Genomic DNA, 25269 nt, shown 5'->3' on the forward strand with positions numbered 1-25269 from the left:
TACATTTCACCAATGACAAGTATACACACATCTTATTATCAAAAAAAATGTTACCTTTCTAAAAAATTCAGTATGTTTAGACTATAAGGTCTATATAAACGATCAGAATGTCTGATTTTGAAGTTAGGTTTGGATCAATTATTCACTTATAAATTCAGAGGTTCAATAAAAGTTACAATACGTATACCCTTCGTTTGATAGCGCGTGAATACAACTTGGATTGCTTATGTTATTTAACAGTTTCATATTAGGTTGGGTGCATTAAGATAAGTTTATCGTGCACTTTTTCGAACTGGTTAGCTGTTCAAATACCCTCATTTAGTCTAGGTTTGGCTGGATCGCAGTTAGGCTTTTCAGAATTTGTCGATTCAGTGAGCTTCATCAAATAATAACATTCTTCACGCGACATATGATCCGCCATTAATGGAGAAAATGTTCCTAGAGCTTGTGCACTAAGTTCTAGTTCCTCCAATTCATTTAGAAAGTGCTGAAAAAGTTTTATTTCTAATTTGACGTCTACATTCATCTTTTCTAATGCAGGAAAAGTGGATAAATTAGTCCGTAAATATCCCGCCAATTCGACTGCTTTTATATAATATTCATTAAAATGCTTCGTATATTGGTCACTTTTCTCTTTTAATCGTTTTTCAACATCATCCAAATTGGATGATATGGCACCTGCATGCCCAGCGGCATCTAACAGCCAAACCAAATGATGATGAAGTTCATGATAAACTGGTGGGGTTTGATTGGATTTAAAGTGTTTTAATAACCTTAAATATTCTTCTAATTCGTTCACCATATGATTAAGAAATGTAGGTGAAAGATGTATTTTGATTTTCCCTACTAAATGTTTTTTCATTAGGTTTAACTTAAACTCTCGAAGTTTTAAAGCCGCATCTTCTGCCGCAAAAGTCAATTGTGAAATATCTTCCGATTTGACTTTACCAAGGAGAGTGTCAAATATTTGAATAAACTCGGATGCAATTTCAATATTTTCTAGTTCAACCGGTGCTAAAGACTCATGGATAAATCGGGAATGATCCCCTAAGATTTGCAGCCAAAACTGATGCTCGAATCTTGCTTTCTTTTCCCATACTTCGCTCATTTATTATCCTCCATATCTTAATAATCGAAAACATTTATGATTTTTTATTCCTTTACGGATATACTTATGAACAAAAAAATGAAAAAAGGTCAGCAAACTGTGTTTGCCCGCAAGTTTTTTTATTTGATTATCATTTTTAACGGAAAGAGAAAGGTTCGCTGCAGCCCTCTTTGCTCTTCAACTTATACTACCAAGTAGCTGTAGAATGTATCTTCACTAGTAATAACATATCCCAATAATCTTAACCTCACAATCGGTTTGTATAAGCCACAAGTGACGTATAACAATGTGTAGAGCTTATTTATCTTAGGTCGGAATCGAAAGAAAATCTTCATTATTGCAGTTGGTTTTGATATCCCACTTGAATAGAAGAGTTTTACACATTCATCACCATCTACATAGAATTACTATATAGACTTTTATCGTCCCAAAATTTCGGAATACAAAAAACGAGCCTCTGAATAATTGGCTCGCCTTCGTAAGAAAATTAATAATTTGAGTCATTCACATCAGCTTCCATATCGATTTCCATATCCATTAAAGCCGAGCTCAAGCTTTTTCCATGTCGATCCAAAGTAAGTGATTTTGTGACGCCTCCGCCTAATGCGTTTTGCATGACAAAGTTCAATGCGCCAATTTTCGGCAGTTCATACCTAACCACATCACCCTTCACTATTTCGTGAAAGTAATCCTTAACCTTTTCTGCTGTTACCTGTTTTTTTACTTTTTCATAATCTTCCATACGATAGACGATGACGGAAACATTTGAAATATTTCCTTTATCCCCTGACCTAGAGTGAGTGACTTGCTTGAGTTTCAATCTTGCCGACCTCCTCGTACTTTACTTCGATTGTAATCTCTTCGCTAGGAATAAGAATGGATGCAATTGATACAACCTCTTGGACATTAACCCGAACACCACCGCCTCCAGCAGGCCCATTAGTATAGAGTGCTTCCACCTCTTGCCCGATCACATCAGCAGCTCCTTTATCAGCCGTCCTGGCAGCCACTCTTAATCGTACCTCGGATAGCCTTTCTCTGTCATACAACGGCTCTGAAATAGAAGATCCATACAGTGAATTAGAACCAATATGATCGATTCTCATTTCTTGAATCTCTATATTAGCCTGAATCAACCGGTGCCTCACTACTTCTTCCGCCAGTCTTGACCTTTCCAAACAACCCGAACCGCCGTAACTAATTTCTGCTTCAACTATGTATCCGTCCACGTAGCCGATGCTTGTTTTATAGAGACCACTCTTCTCTTTTCCAGACACCCCAGTAATATGCACTTGGTTTATCACTTTTTCTATCACTTCTATTTGAGAGAAATCAGCAATAACATCAGGAGTAAGATATCGGGTTGGGTCATGAATTTCATAAACAACTTGTTCCTTTACGGTCGCAGCCGTAACCATGCCTCCCGAATCCTCAAGCTTGGTTAAAAAAAAGTCCCCATTTCCCTGTACTTCGGCGATCGGATAACCGACATTCCATAAGTCAGGAACATCCTTATACCCCGGATCGGCGAAATAACCACCTGTCACTTGGGCTGCACACTCGAGTAAATGACCAGCCGCTGTCCCCTTACCAAGAAGCTCATAGTCTGTATCCTGCCAACCAAATTCATGCTGAAGTGGTGCAACTACTAATGAGGGATCTGATACCCGGCCGGTAATTACAATATCTGCCCCTTCTTTCAAGGCGGTCACAATTCCTGAAATTCCGATATAGGCATTTGCAGAAATTATGGAAGACTTCACATCTTTCAATGGTACTCCGGTTTCTATAATTGAGCATTCCAAGTACTTCCCGATGTTTGGATACACATCATCTCCACTTACTGCTGCTATTTTTAAATCATGGATGCCTTTTTCCTCTGCTATATTCTTAACAATCTTAGCTGCGGCGAGTGGGTTTGCTGCTCCCATATTGGTGATTAATGTGACATTATTCTCGACACACAGTGATAAGACCTTATCCATACGATACTTCAATAAATGGTTATACCCCATATCAGGATTTTTCATTTTCTCTTGCTGAGCAAGGGCAATTGTTCTTTCTGCTAAGCATTCAAAAATGATGTAATCCAAATTTCCTTTTTGTATTAATTCCATCGCTGGTTCAATTCGATCGCCTGCGTATCCCGCACCTGAACCAATTCTAATCTTCTTCATAAGATATTCCTCCCTTCAAGCTCCAGTAGGCACTGGAGTCGTCACGATTGATATAATTTAACTGATTGAAGGGTACGCTTTGCACGTTCTACAATAGGAAGGTCGATCATTTTCCCTTCAGTAGTAATACACCTTCCCCTTTGGCTAATGCCTGTTCGAACGCTCTTACAATTCTTTCTGCTTCCTCGATTTCTTCACCATAAAGGTCTGCTCTTTTTTATAATTGAAATGATTCATAGCGATATAAGAATTCGATTTACTATATTTTTATTTGTTATATTTTTCAAAAGTTTCAATAACTACCCTAGTTAATATCTCAATTCCTGTGAAAATGGCGTCCTGATTAAATACCATGTTGGGATGATGTAGACCAGGCTCTAAATCGCAGCCCACACCCAGCATTGTGGCCTTGATTGCAGGCCTTTCTTTTGTATAAAAATGAAAATCCTCTCCACCGGGTGTAATAATAGGCCCCACAAGCCCTTTAGCCCCTAAGGTGTTTTCGATTGCTTTCTCCATAAATTCTGCTGCTTCTTGATCAACAGATGCGGCATAAACTCTTTCTTTGTGCTTGAAGCTTATTTGGCATTGATAGAAGACAGACATTTTATTCAGGACATCGTCCACCTTCTCAATCAATTCATCCATCGCTTCATTTGTTTGCGCACGTAAATCAAGGCTAAACTTGGAGGACCCAGGTATAATATTCGCATTTTCCCCTCCCGCAGAAACCTGTGTCATTTTGACTGAATACGATAGTTGCGGGTTTAGACGGATCCCTTTAATTTGTTCAACAATCGCACTAATCACTTCAATGGCATTTAAAGTTAAATGAGGTCTTGCGCCATGTCCGTCAAATCCATGAATCTCACCAAATACTGTATCAGCTGAGCCATGAATGATGCATGAAGTAGCTTGTCCATTCTTAATTTCCTGAATAGGACGCAGATGAAGACCATATAGAAAGTCAACATCATCCAGTACCTGTTTTTCAATTATCTTTAAAGCACCTTCACCAACTTCTTCAGCTGGCTGAAAAATAAATTTTAACGTACCTGGAAGAATAATATTCATTTTTCTTAATAAAAGCAAGACACCTAATACAATCGTCATATGAGCATCATGTCCGCAGGAATGGTTAGCACGAAAAGTCCCGTCCACATCCTGTAGTAGAGCATCCATATCAGCTCGTAATCCAATCGTTAAATTACTTATACTGTCCACTGGTGACCACTTACCTATAACTCCAGGCATATCCGAAAAAGTGGTCACTTCAAGCCCGTTTTGTTGGATCACCTTTGAAATATAAGATGTAGTCTGAAACTCTTTCCAGCTCACTTCAGGATTCTCATGAAGATGGCGGAAAATCTCCAAAACTTGAGGTTCTATTTCCTTCAATAATTCTTTCATCAAACCGCTCCTTATTTTCTCAGGAGACACCGAGAGCGACTGCCGCTATTAATGCTAAACAAGCAATCAAAGTCCATCCGAGAATTAATTTCCAAATAAATTTAACCCATCTCTCATATGGAATTCCAGCAATAGCCAGGTATCCCATTAATGCTGAGGACGTTGGAATAATTGAGTTCGTAACAGAATCCCCATATTGGAAGGCAAGAACGGCAAGCTGTCTTTCCAATCCCAAAATATCAGTAATAGGAACCATAATTGGCATTGTAGCCGCAGCCTGTCCACTGCCTGAAGAAATGAATAAATTAAGGAATGCTTGGGTGAAAAACATACCTACGACATTCAATGTTTGTGGTAGGTGACTTATCCCCGAAGCTGCCATAAAGACTAACGAATCTATGATTTTACCTTCTTCTAAAACTACTGTAATAGCCCTTGCAAAGCCGACGATCAAGGCACCAAATGTGACTGCTCGAGCTCCCTCAATAAATGAATCAAAAAGTTTCCCAAGTTGCAAACCGCCAACCAGCCCGCTAACGATACCCATAATCAAGAAAGAAGCTGTGAGCTCTGTTAAAAACCAGCCCCATTTAAACACGCCATAAATGTTAAAAGCCAGCCCAAAGATCATTGCTAGAAAAACTAGCTTATGGCGTCCGGTCAATTCAGGGAAATCAACTAATCCGGCCGTTTGTTTTTCTTTTTGTTCAATATCATAGATTACACTTTTTTCAGGATTCCGTTTTACCTTATTTGCATAACGGCTGACATACCAAATGGCAAATGCCAGGACAAAAATATATACAACAAAACGGAAACCAATTCCAGAGAATAAAGGTACTTCTGCCAGTGATTGGGCGACCCCTACAGTGAACGGGTTGAGCATGCCTCCAAAAAATCCGCTAGCAGCACCAAGGGTAATCATAGCCGTTCCAGTAACCGCATCAAAGCCCATAGCTCTTGCTATCGCGATCCCTATAGGCACGAAGATAATGGTTTCTTCTGCCATCCCCATGCTAAAGCCGCCTATGGAAAAAAGCAACATACTCAACGGAATTAATAGTTTTTCTCGCCCTTCAAGAGATCGTACCCCTTTATAGACCCCTGCTTCAATTGCACCAGTAGTGCGAATAATACCAAATACACCACTTACAAGAAAAATATAAAAAATAATCTGGGCTCCCTTTTCTAAGCCCAATGGAATGGACGTGAAAAGGTCAAAGAAGCTCACAGGATCACGATCAATAGCATGATAGCTTCCGTCGACAACAAGCATTCTACCCGATTTCTCATCTTCAACACGATCGAATTCACCGGCAGGAATTACATATGAAGCAAGCCCTGCCATGATGATTATGATAAATATGAGCGTATATGTATGTGGCACTTTTAACCATGCCTTTTTCTTAACTGTCACATTATTTTTTTCAGTTTCCATCATTTCACCTCATCCTAATTGATTTGCTCCATCCGGTTTCAATAAAAATATTAAACTTGCTCTTTTTTTATGGTTAATTGCCCAAGAACTTCCTCGTTGATATTAATTCCAAGCCCCGGTTCTCTTGTAAGATGTACATAGGGAATTTCATAATCAAGATTTCCAATGTCCTGACTGAATAGCAGTGGACCTGTCAGTTCTGTACTGGTAATATTTTTTCGTGAAATGGCCGTATGGTATCCTGCAGACGATCCAATTGAGGATTCTACCATGGACCCAATTTGGCAGCTGATACCCGCAATCTCAGCTGTCTTTGCCAATTGGATTGCCTGATAAATTCCACCGCACTTCATTAGTTTTATATTGATTTTATCTACGGCCTTCTTTTTAATTAGTTCCTGTAGATGGTACCCGTGATGGATGCTTTCATCAGCCATAATGGGAATGGTTGTTTTTTCTTTGAGTTCTGCAAGACCGTCAATATCTCCCATTCTAATCGGCTGTTCTAACCATGAAAGGTGAAATGGTTCCAAAGCTTTTACTGCTGGAAGGGCATTGGCATAAGTTCCCCATCCCTGATTGGCATCTACCCGAATTGGAAACTTCTCCCCAACTTTTTCTCGAACCGCTGCTATACGCTCTACATCTGACTCAATATCCCAACCTACCTTAAGTTTTAACGAAGTATATCCTTGGTCGACAGCTTCCTGAGCTTTTTCAGCCATAATCTCTGGTTCGTCAATACTTAAAACCTTTGCAAAAGTTAGGGATTCATGAAATTTCCCACCTAATAAATCATAAATCGGCAATTTTGTGTATTTTCCCATAAGGTCATAGCAGGCAATATCAATTGCCGCTTTTGCTGAGGGATTTCCCATAATGGCCGAATTCATAATGTCGTGAATTTTTTCCAAATTAAAAGGATTTTCTTGTTTCAAAGCAGGCAATAGGACATGCTTTAATACTTCGAATGTTGCATAAAACGTTTCCCCTGTTACATGTTCATCAGGTACTGCTTCACCATATCCTACTAGCCCGTTATCGGCTATCAATTTTACGATAACAGAAGGCATATACTTATATGTTTCATAGGAAATAACAAATGGTTCTTTTAAAGGCAAATGAGTGGCATAAATTTCACAACGTTCGATAATCAAAACTAAGCTCCCCTTTCATACTGTCGCTATATGTCGTTAATAAAAATAATATATACTAATCCCCTTTTTCTGTAAAGTCTGAATTTTTAAATTCCAGTTAGGTTCTTGAATTTTTCTGTAGCTAAATATAAATTTCGAGGTCTTCCTTGATCGTAAGGATGTTCCTCACCTCCTTTTAAAAGACAGCCTCCTTCAATGAGCCTTTTAATGAATCTTTCTGCCGATCGTCGGGTGCAATTCATGTATTCTTCTAGCTCTGCTGCAGAAAAAGCTCGAAAATTGTTTATGGAAATAAACTGATGAATTAACTTTATATTTTTTGCACTCATTTTAAGTTCACTAGCTAGTTTTTGAATAGTTTCATCCTCGTTTTTCAATTCCACAAGGTGATTTTCTTCAAATAAAGGTCCTTGTAATTTTTGATCTTCATCCACCAAGCATGCAATCGTTTTACTCTTTAGAAATTTATTAGTAAAAAATAACGCTTGGGCTGAATGTTTTTCCGCCTCCTGAATTGTATACCCATACCCAATACCTATTTGGAATAAAGTTTGAAATTCTCTTTCCATTTGTCCGATAATATCATTATAAAAATCGTTTTCGAACGCCTGCAATGCTCCACGTGTTGTATAAATCAAATATGGATTTAAGTATTCAAGAGAAACACGAGCTTGTAGCCTTTTACTCAACTTCTGTAAAAAATTTAAAAATGAATCACTCCCATTAAGATTTTGTTGATAATCTTGAATAGAAATAACAGCAATCTGAGATTCTTCCGTTTTCTTTAGTTTCAACAAGGATATAGCTCTTGTTAGGCTTTCAATTAAGGTATGTTTGGGCTGGACCATATATCTAGAAGGAATGGATAGCCTTTGAAGCTCCTGATAAACTGCATGAATACTCGTTAGTGCAAAAAGGGTTTTTCCTTCCCTATATTGTTTGCTGTGAAAGTGGACAAATTCAGCTATATTTAGTGCCTGGGTTTCTTCATCCCTCTTATATATCCAAGGGTAATCCTTAACATAAAGGGACTTTTCTACGATTTCTGATTCTTCCAGCACCTTCATTAACCGGCTTTGATCCGGTAAATCGATAGAAATTTCATTCAAAGTCACTTGTTCCCGATGAGAAATCGATAATAACGAGAGCGCTACAGTCAATTCATCAAAAGGGACATATATAGCTTCAATGAAATTTCTTTTAACTTGCTTGTACCCATAATAAAAAGGGATTGAACCTGAAAACAATACTAAATCAGTTTGTTTACCAGCTTCTTCTATTAACAGACTACTTTCTTCCGGCATCTCGTACTGAAAGAAAATAAATTGTACTTCAGGAAATAAGGGATAATGGACAGATAAGGATTCCAAAAAATACTTTGAGCCTATAACACCAATTTTCATTATGTTGTTTCACCTCTAAAATGAAATATAAATATATTATAACGGTAGAATCGTATCAGTAACTATTTTAAATTAATTAATATACCAAAGTCCTGCACGCTCCCGAGGGTAAGTCCCAATCGCCATCAAGTTAAGAAAATGGTTGTTTCACAAATGTTATCAGGCACGCTTTTTTACGCTGTAATATTTTACCACTAACTACAGAGATATTAAAGAAGCTAAATAACCTCTCAAGTAGTGAATCCATTTAGCTGGAAAAGGGGTACGGAAGAGATTCGAGAAAGTGGTGCCACATTGGAAAAGTTCGTTTTTGGCTTCCTTGTATTCATCCATATTTTCACTTCACACTTTCTTTTTAGCAGGGTAAGCCAAACTCTATTCCTCTAAAGTCTTGAGCTCTGGACCATGTTTGAATTTTGCGTTATCGACACCGATAATAAGTGTTTAGCTCCTGTTACTAAACTAATACTTTAAATATTTACCCAGTGTAAAAAGCCTTTACTCTTGAAGAGTAAAAGCTTTTTACGAATTTGCTCTATTAATCGCATAAATCTGCTTAAAGACTTATCCAATTTCAAGGGAGTACAGTAATTTAATATCCTTTCACTAAAATGATTCTCCATTTAAAAAAATAAGGGCGGCAGTCCGATAGATTTCTGTTGTCTCCGCAAGTTCTTCAACATCTACATATTCATTTATTTGGTGTGGTACTTCCCTTTCCCCCGCTCCAATCGTGACAATTGGAATACCAGCCATATGCAGGAATGTCCCATCTGTTGCTCCTGGGACTCCGTTATACACCGCTTCTTTTCCCGTAACGATTTGAGCAGCTTTTGCAACAGCCGTGACTACTGGGTTATCACGGTCGGTAATGGTCCATGGACGTTCCTCAATCACTTCCATTTCTGCTTTAAAATCAGGATCATCTTTAGCAAGTTTATCTATTATGTTTTGCAATTGAGATTTTATAACCTTATGCTCTTGGCCAGGTATAGTTCGAATATCCAATGTGGTCATGCATTGATCTGGAACAACATTAATTTGTGCTTCTCCGTGAACAGGTCCCATTAAGATTGTCGGTGTTATGGAGGGCCAGCCCAACAGATCGTGCTTTCCAAGACGTTCTTTCTCAAGAGTTTCTAACTTATCAATTTCACAGATTATTTTAGCCATACGTGTATTCGGATTGATCCCGCTTAAAGGCATAGCTCCATGAGCCATTTTTCCGTAAACATTAATGGCAATCCGCATAGCCCCCTTTTGTGTAATGCAGACTTCATTTTCTTCAGGTTCACAAATGATAGCTCCTGCTACATCTTTTACCCATCCCTGTTTTATAAAATGTTTAATACCAATCATCATTCCCTCTTCATCACAAGGAATGCATAAAATAATTTTCCCTGACCAGTATTCCTTATCTCTTAATAAGGAATGAACAGCAGTAATCATACAAGACAGATTTCCTTTTGTATCATTTGTCCCTCTGCCATACATTCTTCCATTTACAATTTCCGCTCCAAATGGATCGTACTTCCACGCTTCACGTTCTCCTTCCGTTACTACATCTGTATGACCTTCGAAAAGTAACGTTTTTCCGGGTCTGCCGGAATCAACAATGCCTATAACATTAGGACGGCCTGGCTCTACTTCTTCAATAAATACCTCAATCCCTATATCCCTTAGATAGTTTGCTACATAGTTCGCAACTTTTTCTTCGTTTCCCCCTTCAACTCCGGGGCGATAAACACTTTCGATTTTGACAAGGGACTGGGTAAGTCGGATTACATCCTCTTTATCTCTTATTCTCCTAGCCTGCATTTGATGTACACTCATTCGTAAATACTCCCTTTCTATTAGAAGTTTTTTTAAAATTAGTGGTGGTTCACCTTCAATAGAGAAACGTTGGTATCATCGTTATATCCAAAAAAGACACTGTTAAAGAGTCCTTCGATTGCCTTCCCTTTTTTATTTAATGATGGGTACACGAGACTCATAATTAATTGCAATCTAACGGATAGATCGGTCTAATAATTCTTTGATAATTAAAGCTAGCTACTTTACTCGTACTTAATCCTGGTGAATCTACAGAGATAATCTTTTTAGCAAGGTACTTAAAACCAGCACGGAAATGCTGTGCTGATTTTAATGCGACAATCCTAAATTCAGTAACATCAATTCCATGTAACAAAAAGATTTGTTCGTCTAACGTCTGCCAATTTACTGAACAAACTATAATATCTACATTCCCAACCTGTAACCGAACTGACTTTCCTAGATTAAATTCAAATCCTTTCATCATAGGTGATGAAGTGGTAAATCTACCATCGGTCAGTGCTTTTATATAAGCAGAAGTTAGAGCAATTGGTTCTCCATGTAGGGAATCAGTTTTCCCACCAATGGACACATCTATTTTTCCACCAACCCCTACCTGGTGAGCTAGGTTTGCTACTTCTGGATCATAAATAAACCCAAAGCATGATTTGGGAATATTAAACTCTAACATTTCCCTCAATAAATAAGTACCGTCCCCTGGAGCGCCAGCCCCAGGGTTATCAGAAGATTCATTAATGATAATTGGACATTCTCCAATAGATAACGCTTGGAGCATCCCATTTTTAGGATCAGGAAGTTCCCGTAAAAACTTTGCTCTCATAGCCCATATATCCTTGGCCACTTCCTTGCAGACAGTTTGCGCTATTTCATCATTTCCATCAGTTATCGTTATGACAGTTGCCGATACATCTGGAATGTCTGTATATGGAAATCCATGAAAAAAGGTACAATCAATCACTTCTGTTTGTTCTTCCATGTCCAGACATAATTGAGTAATATCTTTTGCAGGATACATATCCGTCGAACCAGCGGCTATTGGTATTAAGATTGGCAATTTTTTCATTACCATAACAGGATTAATTTCTCCCTTAAGTATTTTCACTGTTAAATCCATAGCCTTTAAGCCTGTTTCATAACAATCAATATGCGGATAATACTTAACGCCTAATAGCAAATTTGCCTCATTTACCATTGTTTCAGAAAGATTTCCATGTAAATCCAAAGTGACGACTATGGGAATTTCATAGCCTAGTATCTTTCTTAACTCTTTTAGTAATTCACCTTCTAAATCATCAATTCCATCCACAACCCCAGCACCATGTAAAGCGAGGCAAATAGCATCTAGTTTTCCTTTACCTTGTATATTTGTTAAAAGCTCCTTTTTTAATGTTTCAAAACATTCTCTAGTTATCGTACCAGCTGGATTGGCAAATGCAGAAAAACTTGGAATAAGGTCAACTCCTAATTCCCTTCCTTTATCAATCATTCCACCAATATAATCCTTTACACCATCGTGAGATCGTAACACCTCCTCGTTTCTTGCCCAAAGAATCTCCTTGAATGAATCTTCAGTTGTTTTTACAGCGGAAAACGTATTAGTTTCATGCATAATATGACCTATACCTATTCTCAATTCCTTTCATCCTTCCTATTTAAGTAACATATACTTCATCTATCTCTATTTAAATTGATATCTTGATTTAATTAGGATTTGGATAATATATCATTGCTTTCTTTTTGGAATACCACTTTACCGCCTATTATTGTATAATCCACTTGCATATCTTTAATTTGATCAGTAGGTACATCGAGAATTGCACCGTTTAATACAACCAAATCTGCTAACTTTCCTATTTCTATGCTACCTTTTATATTCTCTTCAAAACTCGCATATGCTCCATTCCATGTAAACAGCTTGATTGCCTCTAATACGCCTATTCGCTGGTTACCTCCTACATCCTGCCCTGTTGAACTTTTCCTATTTACAGCTCCATGAATTCCTATAAGCGGATTAAACGAGGTGACCGGACTGTCGGAACCTCCGGCAACTATTATCCCCTTATCAATGAAATCACGAACTGGATACATATGATTGACTCGGTCTCCGTAGCTTTTAATGTAGCCATCACCGTATTCAAGGAAGAAAGCAGGATTCGGAATAGGAATAACCTCTAATTGCCTCATCCGTTCAACTAAATCAGGCATTGTAATTCCTGCATGTTCAATCCGATGGCGGTGATTCTTTCTAGGATGTTTTTTCAATGCCTCTTCAATACAATTAAGCATCATTTCAATAGCCCGGTCTCCTTGAGCATGAGCTGTGATCTGAAACCCTTTTTCATGAGCCTCCCCGAGAATACGGTTAAGTTCCTCCTGGCTAAAGTACAGGATACCAGAATGTTCCGAATTATCAGTGTAAGGTTCCCTCATTGCAGCATTTGGCCCGCTACTACTCCCATCAGTAAAAACCTTAGCTGGACCAATTTTAAATTTCTCATCTCCCAGACCTGTTGAAATTCCTGCTTTTATCATCTTGTCAACAAATTCTTCTGACTTATTGATTGTTGAGACAATTGCATAAGTCCTAACCTGAACCTGTCCGTTACGAACTGCCTCTTGCATCACCCTAAAGTTTTCCGGGCTAGAGACACCTGCATCGTGAATACTGGTAATGCCAGAAGCGATAAAATCATTAGAAGCCATCATCAAACCTTGTAGAAGCTCTTCATGTGTATAATCAGCCAATTCGTAATAAGGCATTTGTGCGTTTTCTATTAAAACTCCTGTAGGAACTCCTACTTCATCGCGGACCACTATTCCACCTTCGGGATCTGGGGTATGTTCATCAATCCCTGCTATCTCTAACCCCTTGCTATTTACCACGGAAATGTGACCACAGGCGCGCCTAAGAATGATCGGGTGATTGCTAGAAATAAGATCCAATTCTTTTCTAGAAGGATATCTATTTTCTAATATTTTGGTTTCATTGAATCCCCATACACGCACCCAGTTTCCAATTGGTGTTTCATTCACTTTTTTTTCAATTTCTTTTAAAACGTCATGTAGAGATTCGATTGTGGGCTCCTTACAGCTTACTCCTAATTTATTTGTACCAAATAAAGTAATATGAAGGTGAGAGTCAATAAAGCCTGGCACTAAACTTCTACCTGCTAAATCCACTACCTCCGTTTGAGGACCAATTAATCGTTTCACTTCTTCATTCGTTCCCACCGCAACAATTAGGTTATCAGTAACAGCAACAGCTTCATTTACGTCGTATTCCTTGTTTGATGTAATTACTTGACCATTAACTAACACTAAATCTGCAAACATCAATTCACCTCGTTATCGGTTTAGATTCTTCTTTTAAAAAAGAAAAGTTAGTTTGGGAGAATAGTAGTGAACCAGAATAATGTAAATATATTATTCATATAAATGACAAGCTACAAAGTGATTGGCCCCCTTTTTTGTAAGTGCAGGCGATAGAACCTTGCAACGATCCATTACATGAGGACATCTCGTATGAAAAATGCATCCCGATGGCGGATTAAGTGGAGACGGTACATCCCCTTTTAAAATAATCCGTTCCTTTTTTAATTTAGGATCGGGAATTGGAACCGCGGATAATAATGCTTGAGTATACGGATGCAAGGGATGAGAAAATAGTTTATCTGTTGAAGCGCGTTCTACCATATGTCCCAAATACATAACTCCAATGTTATCAGCTATATGTCGGACTACACTTAAATCATGGGCAATAAAGAGGTAAGAAAGATTTAAGTTATCTTGCAATTCCTGCAACAAGTTTATGACCTGCGATTGAATGGATACATCGAGAGCGGACACTGGTTCATCACAAATTACAATTTTAGGGTTTACTGCTAAAGCTCTAGCAATTCCAATTCTCTGTCTTTGCCCACCTGAAAATTCATGGGGATAACGGTAATATTGGTCTTCTCTAAGTCCGACTTTATGAAGTAAGTCCAAGGTTCTTTCCATACGTTCTTTCTTTGACCCTATTTTATGTATCTTCATAGGCTCTTCAATTGCATGTCCTATGGTTTGCTTAGGGTCTAAAGAAGAATGAGGATCTTGAAACACCATTTGTATTTCTTGCCTAATTTGCTCGATTTCCTTCCCCTTTAACTTAAATAGGTCGCTTTCCTTATATATGGCTTGACCCTCTGTAGGTTCCGTTAAACGCATGATGGTTCTTCCCGTTGTGCTTTTCCCACAACCCGATTCACCTACAAGCCCAAGCGTTTCTCGTTCATTTAAGGTAAACTCTACATTATTTACCGCTTTAACATGCCCTTTCACTCGGCCAAGAGGAGAATAAATAGGAAAATACTTCCTCAAATTCTTAACCTGTAAAATCGGAGCTCTTTCATCTGACAGCGTCTGCAATACCTTTTCGCCTCCCCTCTTGTAATACAGTTTCATAATGCCAACAGCGCACTTTATGTCCGTCTTCAATCTCTTTTAATTCTGGTGGTTTTTCTTCACACTGGCTTGTAGAATACGAACACCTTGGAGCAAAGCGACACCCTTGGGGAATATTATTAAGAGACGGGACCATCCCTTCAATCACATGCATATGTTTAGAACGATCCCCATCCAAACGTGGAACGGATTTTAACAATCCTTTGGTGTAGGGATGTAAGGGTTCCGAAAATAAAGATCCTACTTCAGCTTCTTCGATTATTTGACCTAAATACATAACCACCACACGTGTACAGACCTCAGCAACTACTCCTAAGTCGTGTGTTATCAACATGACTCCCATGTTTAGTTCCTTCTTCAAACCTTGAATCAAGTCCAATATTTGGGCTTGAATAGTAACGTCTAAAGCGGTCGTAGGCTCATCTGCGATTAGTAGATTAGGGTTACACGCCAATGCCATTGCAATCATTACCCTCTGTCTCATTCCTCCTGATAGCTCATGCGGATACTCATTCACCCTTTTTTCTGGAGAAGGAATCCCTGTTAATTTGAGCATTTCTATAGCTTTGGTATAAGCCTCTTCTTTTCCAAGCTTTTGATGAATGATGAAAGATTCTGCAATTTGATAGCCAATTGTATATACAGGATTAAGAGAAGTCATCGGATCTTGAAATATCATAGATATTTCGTTTCCACGTATGTGTCTCATTTGATCTTCGCTCAAGGATAGCAAGTTACTGCCCTTATAGATCAGCTCTCCTTCATATTTAGTCGTGTTTTGATTTAACAATCGTAAAATAGATTCCGAGGTTACACTTTTTCCGCATCCCGACTCTCCAACAATCCCTAGGGTCTCTCCTGAATATATCTCGAATGAAACCCCATTAACTGCGGTAACAGGTCCCTTTTCTGTCATGAACGTCGTTTTCAGGTTTTTGACCTCTAATAAACATTCTTTACCCATAAACGTCCTCCTCATTAATACCGTGTTATTATTATTTCTTTACTTTATTGGTGTGCGGATCGAGTAAATCACGAAGCCCATCACCGAAGAGATTCAAACCCAATACGGATAAAATAATGAATGCACCTGGGAAAACTGTCATCCACCAGGCATTAAAAATTACGATTTTACCATCAAATAAAATGTTTCCTAGACTTGGTGCTGGCGCAGGAATACCAGCTCCCAAAAAGCTGAGCGATGCTTCAATTATGACAGAAACTCCAAATACGTAGGTGATTTGAACAATCAGAGGAGACATAGTGTTTGGAGCAATATGAAGCCAGATAATTCGCCATGAACTGGCCCCTTGTGATCTCAGAGCTTCTATAAAGGTTTGTTCTTTGACTACAATGGCAGCAGAACGAACGACACGTGCGACAGTAGGTGTATTTACAATAGATAACGAAAGAATGACATTAACTATATTCGGCCCTAATGCTGCCATGAGCGCAATGGCCAATAGAATTGCTGGAAATGCCATTAAGCCATCACATATCCTCATCAGGATATGATCCAAGGTCCTATAATAAGCTGAGTACAAACCAATTACTGCTCCAATTACCAGTGTTATCACAGCTACCGTAAGTCCAACGGTCATGGATACCCGAGTGCCATAAACTACCCGGCTAAATATATCCCTGCCAAAGTTATCTGTTCCAAAAAAATGTTCAGCACTTGGTGGACTCAGACGAGCTGTTACTATCATGTCATAAGGTGTATATACTGTGATCAAAGGTGCAAAAATAGAGATTAAACTGAGAACTAAGATAATCACACTTCCGGTAACTACAAGCCGATTTGAAAAATACCTGCGCAGAAGGATAGATTGACGTTCTTTCTTCATATGATTTTTTGAATACAATGGGTCTGTTTTTTGTATTATTGTTTTTGCTTCCATAAATCATTTCCCCTTCTATTCATTTCTCTATTTCCGGCTTAACCGTACCCTTGGATCAACCACACCGTACAGTAAATCTACTATTAAATTAATGAATACATAAGCGGCGGATACCAGCAGAACTGTTCCTTGGAGAACCTCGTAATCTCGCTGCACTATTGAGTTCATGATAAGTTGACCGAGTCCCGGTATATTAAAAACCGTTTCTGTAATTACTGCTCCCGCTACCAATGTCCCAAAGGTTTGTCCAACGACAGTCAGAATAGGGATAAAAGCATTTCTCAATGCATGTTTATAAATGATTAATTTTTCTTTAACACCTTTTGATTTTGCGGTTTTAATGTAGTTCATGCTTAGTACCTCTAACATTGAGGCCCTTGTCATCCGCGCAATCAAAGCAGCTTGTATGGCCCCAAGAGACAAGGCAGGCAATATTAGATATTCAAGGTGAGCCAACAGCCCATCATCAAGTGGTTTATATCCAGCTACCGGAAACCATTGGAGTTTCACTGCGAAAAATAAAGATAATAATAATGCAAGGAGAAAGCTTGGCAAGGAAATTCCCAACAAAGAACCCACCATGAACATTTGGTCAGTGCTTGTTCCCCGTTTTTTGGCAGCAATAATTCCCATAGGAATAGCTATAAGTATAGAAATCCCCTGTGCTAATATCGCTAATGAAAGAGTCGGACCTAAGTGATCCATAAATACCTGTAAAACTGGTTCCTTCATATAAATAGACATTCCCAAGTCGCCTTGAAGAAGACCAAAGACCCAATTAAAAAATTGCTCATACATAGGTAGATTTAAACCGAGTTCTTCTCGTAATCTTTCAATGTCATCTTCAGTTGCATCTGCCCCAAGCATTACTGATGCTGGATCTCCTGGTATTAAATGCATAATGAAAAAGACTACAATAGCTACAGTTAATAGAACCGGAATGAGAGATAAGACTCGCTGTAGAATATAGGCTTTCATTAAAAATCTCCTTTCTACAATTAACCCCTTCACAATGTAAAACGTATGAAGGGGTATCTGAGCAATTGATTTTATTCTTTAACGGTCGTATTCCATAAAACAGGTCCAAGGAATTCTTGATATCCTTTGACTTTTTCCGCTTTTACGGATATGGAATCATAAGCACCAATATTAACAACAGGCATATCTTCCCAAATCACTTTTTGCAATTCATTAAAGGTTTCTTTAGCTTTATCCTGGGAAGATTGAGCTTTAATTTGATCCAATAGTTTGTCTATTTCAGAGTTATTCGTCCAGCCTGCAAACTTTGCTCTAGAATCCAAGAATGGATATTGGAGCGGGGTTGCGCTAACAGGCCAGCTAGTAAAAAACATTTCCCATTGATCAGGCTTATTTCGGCGATCTAATAGAGTAGACCAATCCACCACGTCTAGCTTTACGTTCATACCAATTTTCTGAAGTTGTTGCTGAACTGCGACGGCGGAATTATAATGTTGTGAATAGTCACGGCTTGTCAGGATTCTTAATTCTTCCCCATTATACCCAGCTTCCTTCAGCAATTGTTTGGCCTTTTCAGTATCTTTAGCTTCATAAATTTCTTTCCCTGTATCCGTGTACCATAAGCCTTGCTCTTTTAACATAAATCCAGGGTCCAGTCTAAAATAACCATCAGTAACAGCAGCTGTTAAGACCTCTTTTTTATCAATTGCTAAATTCACCGCTTGGCGAGCTTTAACATTTTTTAGGAATCCATTTTGTTTATTAAAAATTAGAGTGTGAATTCCCAAAGGCGCTTGAATGGTTTCGAGACTTGGTACATTTTTAAATTGTGGTGCTGCATCCCATGGCATCATTACGCTCAAGTCATATTCTCCACTAATCATCCCTGCTACTCGAGTCGAGTTATCAGTGACGAAGTGAAAATATATGTCATCTACAAGAGCTTCCTTTTTACCAGCTAAACCGTCTGCAGGTTGGGATGAAGCCTTATAATCATCAAATTTCTTTAAATGAACGTATTGATTTTGTTTCCACTCTACAAACTTAAATGGACCTGTTCCGATATATTCTGTGATTCCACTTGTACCAGCCGATTCTATCACCTCTTTTGGCATGATGGCTGCGAATTGCCCCACTTCTGCCAGTACTGGTAATAGAACGATAGATGGTGTTTCGACATGTAGGATAACCGTATATTCATCTTTAGCTTCCCACTTAGAATTTCCTAGGTTTGCCTTTGCAACGGCCCCTTCTTGCCATTTTTTCATGGAAGCAATGACATCCTCAGCTTTCATTTCTTTCCCATTATGAAATTTGACGCCTTTTCTTAATACAAATGTAACTTTTTTTCTATCTTTACTAACCTCATAGGATTCAGCAAGCATTGGAGTTACTTCAAATTTAGAATTTAAAGTGACTAATGTCTCAAATATATGCCTTGCTGGGTCGCGTGTTGCATTTGCTGTCGTCAGGTGTGGATCCAGTGATGTCGGCTGTGCTGGATAAGCCACTTTTAGTGAACCTCCCTTAGATGCTGACGAAGTATCATTATTTGAATTATCTGACTTCGAACTGCATCCACCAAGGGCAAGAGCACAAATCAACATGACTATCGAAATGAAAAGATTTTTCTTTACAAACATTTTCTTTCCCCCTTTTTTTCATTCTGTTTTTTATATGGACAGGTTTCTTACTAATGTAGTGGAGGGTTTGTTCCTTCTGGAAGAGGAGTTCTGTAATTACCTTTGGCTTCTAATTCTTTCTCAAATTCTTCTTTTACAACTTTCACTAGTTTCTCATTTTTCATTAAATCAATGACGTTTACCCTAATATTTTCGAAGTTGCATATTTTGTAGTCAAAAAAGATTTGGTAAATAAATTACTTATTTAGTTCTAATATCAATGACCTTACTCCTACTTATATGAAATTAGGGAATCTCTCTACAGACTCCCTATTATTAATCCGTATATATCTATTTTCAATTCGATTTCTTGTTCTGCACTAACGTTTCTCTTTACCTTATATTAAGGTTTTTTGATTGCTGCTGAACTGAAGCAGAAGTAACAAGTCCTTTCTTAATTGTAAAGACGAGTAAAAAGCAGATGAATAAGACTATACTAATAAAATATAATCCCATCTCTACACTACCTGTAGTATCCTGTACATAACCAATTACATATGGGCCGATAAACCCACCTAAATTACCAATGGAACTAATGAGCGCTATTCCTACAGCAGCTTCTAATTCAGTAAGGAATAATGAAGGAATTGCCCAAAAAGGTCCGAAAATACTGTAAATACCAACAGTTGCAACAGACATCATGATTATAGATAGGATAGGATCCGTAGTTAATCCACATCCCATAAGGCCAATAGCACCAACAAGCGGCGGTATGGCAGCATGCATTTTTCTTTCACCAGTGCGATCAGATCGGCGTGCCCACCAAACCATCGCTATTCCTCCAAAAATATAAGGTATCATTGTAATCAAACCGACCTGAGTATTTGTTAAAATATTTGAAAAGGATTTGATAATAGTTGGCATCCAAAACCCTATTCCATACAAACCAGTAACTAATGTAAGGTAAATAAACGACAATCTCCAAATTCTAGAACTCCCAAAAATATTTTTCAGACTAGAGTGTTTGCCTATCTCCTTACCTTGATTTTCTTTTTCTATTTCGGATATGAGCCACCCTTTCTCTTCCTTTGTAAGCCACTTTGCCTGTTCAGGACGATCTGTTAAATAAAAGATAGTCGTAATCCCTAAAATGACAGCAGGAATTCCTTCCAATACAAATATCCAGCGCCATCCAGCCATTCCACCCCAATTAATATTATCAATTATCCACGTGGTAACAGGTGCTCCAATAATATTGGACACTGTCAAAGCTGTCATGAAAAGGGCTACTGCACGAGCTCGTTCTTTTCCTCGGAACCAATACGTAATATAAAGTAAAACGCCTGGAAAAAATCCAGCTTCGGCAACTCCTAGCAAAAAACGTAGGATATACAAATGATTCGCATTTTGGACCCAGGCTGTTAATATTACAACAATACCCCAGGTTATCATTATTCGCCCAATCCACTTTCTCGCTCCTATACGATGCATTAGCATATTACTGGGTACTTCAAAAAGAAAGTAACCAATAAAGAAAATACCAGAAATTAACCCCAAAGTGGATGCTGTTAAACCGAGATCTTTATTCATCTCCAGAGCAGCATAGCCAATGTTTACTCTGTCTAAAAAAGCAATGATATACAACACAAAAATATAAGGAATAATCCTTCTGGATACCTTTTTTATTGTACGTGCTCCTAATTCAGATTCCTGCATATTACAACTCCTATTTAGGAAATTTTGTTAACATTGGAGTACTAGAGATTTGCTCGTTTTTTTACTACTATTCTAACTAATAGAATCACTGCAGTTGCCCAGTTAAATCTTTCAAGGATATCCTTGAGCCATTTTTATTTGATTCCTCCTACTTTTTTGTAGGGGGATAATTTAGTAGGCTCTGCCCATAGTAATCTCGTACCTCGATACATCACATAAAGTTGAAGCATAATAGAAAGTCTTATTTAACGAAACATGTGAGCCAGCTTGTTGCTAGTTCTACTGATTTCGGTCTCGTAATCGAGGTTCGTGAAGTCCTATCGTCCTAGGTAAATTCAAAGTAAGCTGACATTTTGGTTGCAATAGTGTGTTAGACAGATTCGCTCTAACTGTGACTGCTATACCGGGTTCAAAGGCTATAAATACTGATGAACTAAAAAATACTAGATTGAAGTCGTTCTTTAAAAGTATTATGGCAAAATCAAAAGTCTCAACATCAAATGCAACTAGCGGACACTTACATTTTTTGAATGCATACGATATTGCTTAAAGTCATTTCACAATATCGTATGGCTTGGCTGAAAAAATACACTTAATTAAGGGAGTCTCGTTATCTATGTTTTCGTCCAGCTCACTAATTATATCCCTCGTCCACCATCTACATTGAGTATCTCACCAGTCACAATTTTTGCTAAGTCGGAAGCGAGATAAAGGGAAGCTTGCGCAATATCTTCTGCCTGTATAAGGGAACCTAATGGAACGCTGTCCAAAAAGATCTTTTTCTTATCTTCTTCCATCAGTGTCCCGTCCCCATTCAAAAATTGATTGATCATCGGTGTATCAGCAGGTCCTGGGTTAATGGCATTCACACGAATTTTATAAGGTGCGAACTCCAATGCCAATGCCTTAGTAAGCATAATGGCAGCTCCTTTTGACGCACAGTATGCATTTAAACCGGGACGAGCTCGTACCCCTGCAATGGAAGCGATATTTATAATCGAACCGCTTTGCTGTTTTTTCATGATTGGAGCTGCATACTTGGTAGTTAAAAAGATAGATTTCGTATTAACGTCCATAATCCGATCCCATTGTTCTATACTTAAATCCTCTACCTCTGTGAAGACCTGAGGTACACCAGCACAATTCACTACAATGTCTAATCTTCCAAAAACGTCCTCCACTTCCTGGAACAGTGCAGCCACATCTTCGTTATTAGAAACATCGACCTGAACGGCCTTGACATTTTCGCTAGAAAACGAATCGCTTGCTGCTTTTGCTGCCTCGATATTCAAGTCTGCGAAGATTACATTTGCTTTTTGTTCAACAAATAATTGTGCAATGGCTTTCCCCATACCTGACCCTGCTCCCGTTACAATGGCTGTTTTCCCCTGTAATAATTTCTCAATCATAAGTTAATCACCACCATTTTTTCATCTGTCATTTCTTCAATCGTATATCTTGGTCCTTCCTTACCTATTCCACTATTCTTAACTCCACCATATGGCATCATATCGTTGCGGTAGGTTGATACGTCATTCACGATTACTCCACCATATTCCAGCACCTTGACTGCCTTTAAGGCTAAAGCCAGATCTCGTGTAAAAATGCCTGCTTGAAGACCATAATCCGATTGATTGGCCGACTCTAATGCTTCCAAAATATCCTCGTAAGGGATTATCGCCACTACCGGTGCGAACACTTCCTGACAAACAACTTTCATGTTCGGTGTTGTTTGAGTTAAAACAGCTGGATAAAACAGTGAACCTTCTCTAAGAATCGGCGTAAGCGCAACAGCACCTTCTGAAATAGCCTCATTGACCCACTGTTCTACGCGAATCGCCTCTTTTTCATTAATCATTGGACCTATATCCGTGTCCGGTTCTTCCGGATTCCCAACTTTCAGTTGTTGAACATATGAAAGATACTTTTCTGTAAAATCATCCAATACAGAATTATGCACATATAAACGCTGAACAGATATACATGCTTGCCCTGCATTGTGAAAGCTACGGGAAGCCGTAAGCTTGGCCGCTTGGTCCAAATCAGCATCAAAATGAATAATGTTTGGAGAATTGTTTCCTAGCTCCAAGGTTACTGGGCGCATTCCACTTTTCTCTTTAATATATCTTCCAACTCCTGCTGATCCAGTGAAAGAATACATGGCAATCCGTTCATCTTGTAAAAGCCATTCACCAACTTCGGCGCCACCATTTACCACATTTACATATCCTTTTGGCAGTCCAGCCTCTTCAAACAGTTCTACTAATTGAAACGTGGTCACAGGTGTGTTTGGTGCTGGTTTTACTACTACTGTATTTCCTGATGCTAGTGCTGGGGCGATTTTATGTATCGCTAACAATAATGGGTAATTAAAGGGAGTGATGGCTCCAATGACTCCTTTAGGGACACGGATTGTGAACCCCAATCGATTATCCGCTCCTTCGACGGCCTGTAACGGAATCATTTCACCAGTAATTCTTTTTGCTTCTTCCGCGGACAAACGCAAAGTTTCAATTGTGCGATCCAGTTCACCTTTGGCATCTTTAATGGTCTTGCCTACTTCTCTCACCAAGGTAATCTCAAATTCTTCTCTACGTTCTTGGAATAACTCGGAAGCTTTCAATAAAATTTGATACCTTTGAAATGCAGTTAATTGATCTTGTTTAAAGCATTTTTGTGCCTCTGTTATAGCATTATAAACATGTTGCTTTTCTGCCTTAGCAACATGAGTTAATACTTCACCTGTATATTTGTTATATACAGGAATCGTTTCTTCTGTAGGTACTTGCTGTCCACCAATAGATAAATGGTAGTCTTTTATAATCATTTTTTCTCCCCCAAATTGGTTTTTAAACTCAATTCCCGTATTTTTGAAACTATTGCATCTCCCATTTCCATGGTATTAGCCGTTCCTCCGAGATCAGGAGTCCTGACAGTACCATCGAATAACACTTCTTCTATGGCGTTCAACACCAATTTTCCTAATTCAGGAAGTCTAAGATGATCCATCATGAGACTAATACTCCAAATTTGTGCAATTGGATTGGCAATACCTTTTCCTGCTATATCTGGTGCTGAGCCGTGTATTGGTTCAAACATCGAAGGATATTTCCTTTCAGGATTGATGTTTCCAGAAGGTGCCAACCCTAGTCCCCCAACTATAGCGGCTCCCAAATCCGTTAATATATCCCCAAACAGATTGCTTCCCGCAACGACATCAAAACTTTCAGGCTTTGAGATAAAATAAGCAGCAAGTGCATCTATATGATAGAGTTGAACATCTATCTGAGGGTGCTCATTTCCAATTTCTTTAACGATTTCATCCCAAAATGGCATGGTATGATTAATCGCATTGGACTTTGTTGCAACCGTCAGCCTTTTCTTTGGCCTACTTTCAGCCACTGAATAGGCATACTTGAGAATCCTTTCACTTCCATATCGGGTAAATACATTGTTTTGTATCGCTGTTTCATAAGGTGTGCCTTCGTGAAGGCGACCACCTATATTCGAATACTCCCCTTCCGTATTTTCTCTAATTACGACAAAGTCTAAATCATCATGTGATTTATATCTTAATGGGCTTTCCAACCCTTTAAGCAATTTGACCGGCCTCAAGTTAACATATTGCTGAAAATGCCTGCGGATTGGAAGAATAAGTTCCCATACCGAAACATGATCTGGAACAGTAGGAGCTCCAACGGCTCCAAATAAGATCGTGTCGTAATCCTCCAATAAATTTAGTCCATTTGATGGCATCATCCTTCCATGTTTTAGATAATACTCACAATTCCAATCATAGAAATCGTAAACAAATCTTACATCTGAATGTACTTCTTCAAGCACTTTTAAAACTTTCAACCCTTCATTAACTACTTCTGGACCAATTCCGTCCCCAGGAATAATTGCGATGGAAAAGTGTTTTTGCAATTTCTTCACCTCATTATGTTTCATAATAATGTGCTACAATTTCATAACTTGCAAAAACCGTGCCAATAAAATTAAAATACTGAAAATTCAGATATATTAAGCGATAAAAGGGTTTTCTATTTTATTAACCCTTCGATAAGTGTTTTAAATTACAAC

The 25269-nt window shown here is 38.4% G+C and carries 19 protein-coding genes; all 19 read right to left on the reverse strand.

What is annotated here, in order from left to right; translation table 11 throughout:
- Nucleotides 1-304: 304 nt before the first annotated feature.
- The 19 genes from JFV29_RS14565 to JFV29_RS14655 all read right to left on the reverse strand — a co-directional run bounded on the left by JFV29_RS14565 (nt 305) and on the right by JFV29_RS14655 (nt 25137).
- On the reverse strand, nt 305-1108 hold the full coding sequence (locus JFV29_RS14565) for a DUF2935 domain-containing protein (protein ID WP_201184777.1): 804 nt from the start codon (nt 1106-1108) through the stop codon (nt 305-307).
- 487 nt (nt 1109-1595) lie between these two features.
- Nucleotides 1596-1928, reverse strand: coding sequence for an AtuA-related protein (locus JFV29_RS14570; RefSeq protein ID WP_201184780.1), 333 nt, complete (start codon nt 1926-1928; stop codon nt 1596-1598).
- On the reverse strand, nt 1900-3285 hold the full coding sequence (locus JFV29_RS14575; protein ID WP_201184783.1) for an acyclic terpene utilization AtuA family protein: 1386 nt from the start codon (nt 3283-3285) through the stop codon (nt 1900-1902). The genes JFV29_RS14570 and JFV29_RS14575 overlap by 29 nt, the downstream gene beginning before the upstream one ends.
- Before the next feature lie 267 nt (nt 3286-3552).
- Nucleotides 3553-4695 carry a M20 peptidase aminoacylase family protein gene (locus JFV29_RS14580; RefSeq protein ID WP_201184785.1) on the reverse strand — a complete coding sequence of 381 codons (1143 nt, stop codon included), beginning with the start codon at nt 4693-4695 and terminating at the stop codon, nt 3553-3555.
- A 19-nt stretch (nt 4696-4714) separates the two neighbouring features.
- A complete protein-coding gene (locus JFV29_RS14585) occupies nt 4715-6133 on the reverse strand; it encodes a YfcC family protein (protein WP_201184787.1) in 1419 nt (472 codons plus the stop codon).
- A 50-nt stretch (nt 6134-6183) separates the two neighbouring features.
- Entirely contained in the window at nt 6184-7290 is a 1107-nt protein-coding gene (locus JFV29_RS14590) for a mandelate racemase/muconate lactonizing enzyme family protein (RefSeq protein ID WP_057214457.1), read from the reverse strand.
- Between the two features lie 86 nt (nt 7291-7376).
- Nucleotides 7377-8693 carry a MarR family transcriptional regulator gene (locus JFV29_RS14595; RefSeq protein WP_201184789.1) on the reverse strand — a complete coding sequence of 439 codons (1317 nt, stop codon included), beginning with the start codon at nt 8691-8693 and terminating at the stop codon, nt 7377-7379.
- Nucleotides 8694-9299: 606 nt separating this feature from the next.
- Nucleotides 9300-10526, reverse strand: a complete 1227-nt coding sequence (locus JFV29_RS14600) for a M20 family metallopeptidase (RefSeq protein ID WP_201184791.1) — start codon at nt 10524-10526, stop codon at nt 9300-9302.
- 163 nt (nt 10527-10689) lie between these two features.
- Nucleotides 10690-12159, reverse strand: a complete 1470-nt coding sequence (locus JFV29_RS14605) for a M81 family metallopeptidase (RefSeq protein WP_201184793.1) — start codon at nt 12157-12159, stop codon at nt 10690-10692.
- Nucleotides 12160-12230: 71 nt separating this feature from the next.
- Nucleotides 12231-13859, reverse strand: coding sequence for an amidohydrolase (locus JFV29_RS14610; protein WP_201184795.1), 1629 nt, complete (start codon nt 13857-13859; stop codon nt 12231-12233).
- A 90-nt stretch (nt 13860-13949) separates the two neighbouring features.
- Nucleotides 13950-14969: a dipeptide ABC transporter ATP-binding protein gene (locus JFV29_RS14615; RefSeq protein ID WP_201184797.1), complete on the reverse strand. Its 1020-nt coding sequence runs from the start codon at nt 14967-14969 to the stop codon at nt 13950-13952.
- On the reverse strand, nt 14914-15933 hold the full coding sequence (locus tag JFV29_RS14620) for an ABC transporter ATP-binding protein (RefSeq protein WP_201184799.1): 1020 nt from the start codon (nt 15931-15933) through the stop codon (nt 14914-14916). Before JFV29_RS14620 ends, JFV29_RS14615 begins: the two co-directional genes overlap by 56 nt.
- Before the next feature lie 31 nt (nt 15934-15964).
- The gene (locus JFV29_RS14625; RefSeq protein WP_201184801.1) at nt 15965-16870 is read right to left on the reverse strand and encodes an ABC transporter permease; all 906 of its coding nucleotides are present in this window, start codon (nt 16868-16870) and stop codon (nt 15965-15967) included.
- Nucleotides 16871-16897: 27 nt separating this feature from the next.
- Nucleotides 16898-17848, reverse strand: a complete 951-nt coding sequence (locus JFV29_RS14630; RefSeq protein WP_098177646.1) for an ABC transporter permease — start codon at nt 17846-17848, stop codon at nt 16898-16900.
- 71 nt (nt 17849-17919) lie between these two features.
- Complete coding sequence (locus JFV29_RS14635; RefSeq protein ID WP_201184803.1) at nt 17920-19491, reverse strand: ABC transporter substrate-binding protein; 1572 nt, start codon at nt 19489-19491, stop codon at nt 17920-17922.
- A 372-nt stretch (nt 19492-19863) separates the two neighbouring features.
- Nucleotides 19864-21186: an MFS transporter gene (locus tag JFV29_RS14640; RefSeq protein WP_201184806.1), complete on the reverse strand. Its 1323-nt coding sequence runs from the start codon at nt 21184-21186 to the stop codon at nt 19864-19866.
- 638 nt (nt 21187-21824) lie between these two features.
- Nucleotides 21825-22595, reverse strand: coding sequence for an SDR family NAD(P)-dependent oxidoreductase (locus JFV29_RS14645; RefSeq protein ID WP_201184808.1), 771 nt, complete (start codon nt 22593-22595; stop codon nt 21825-21827).
- On the reverse strand, nt 22592-24013 hold the full coding sequence (locus tag JFV29_RS14650; RefSeq protein WP_056523756.1) for an aldehyde dehydrogenase family protein: 1422 nt from the start codon (nt 24011-24013) through the stop codon (nt 22592-22594). Before JFV29_RS14650 ends, JFV29_RS14645 begins: the two co-directional genes overlap by 4 nt.
- Nucleotides 24010-25137, reverse strand: coding sequence for a tartrate dehydrogenase (locus JFV29_RS14655; protein WP_201184810.1), 1128 nt, complete (start codon nt 25135-25137; stop codon nt 24010-24012). The genes JFV29_RS14650 and JFV29_RS14655 overlap by 4 nt, the downstream gene beginning before the upstream one ends.
- Nucleotides 25138-25269: the final 132 nt, after the last annotated feature.

This window comes from Peribacillus sp. TH16 (assembly GCF_016651095.1).
Lineage (GTDB): Bacteria > Bacillota > Bacilli > Bacillales > DSM-1321 > Peribacillus > Peribacillus butanolivorans.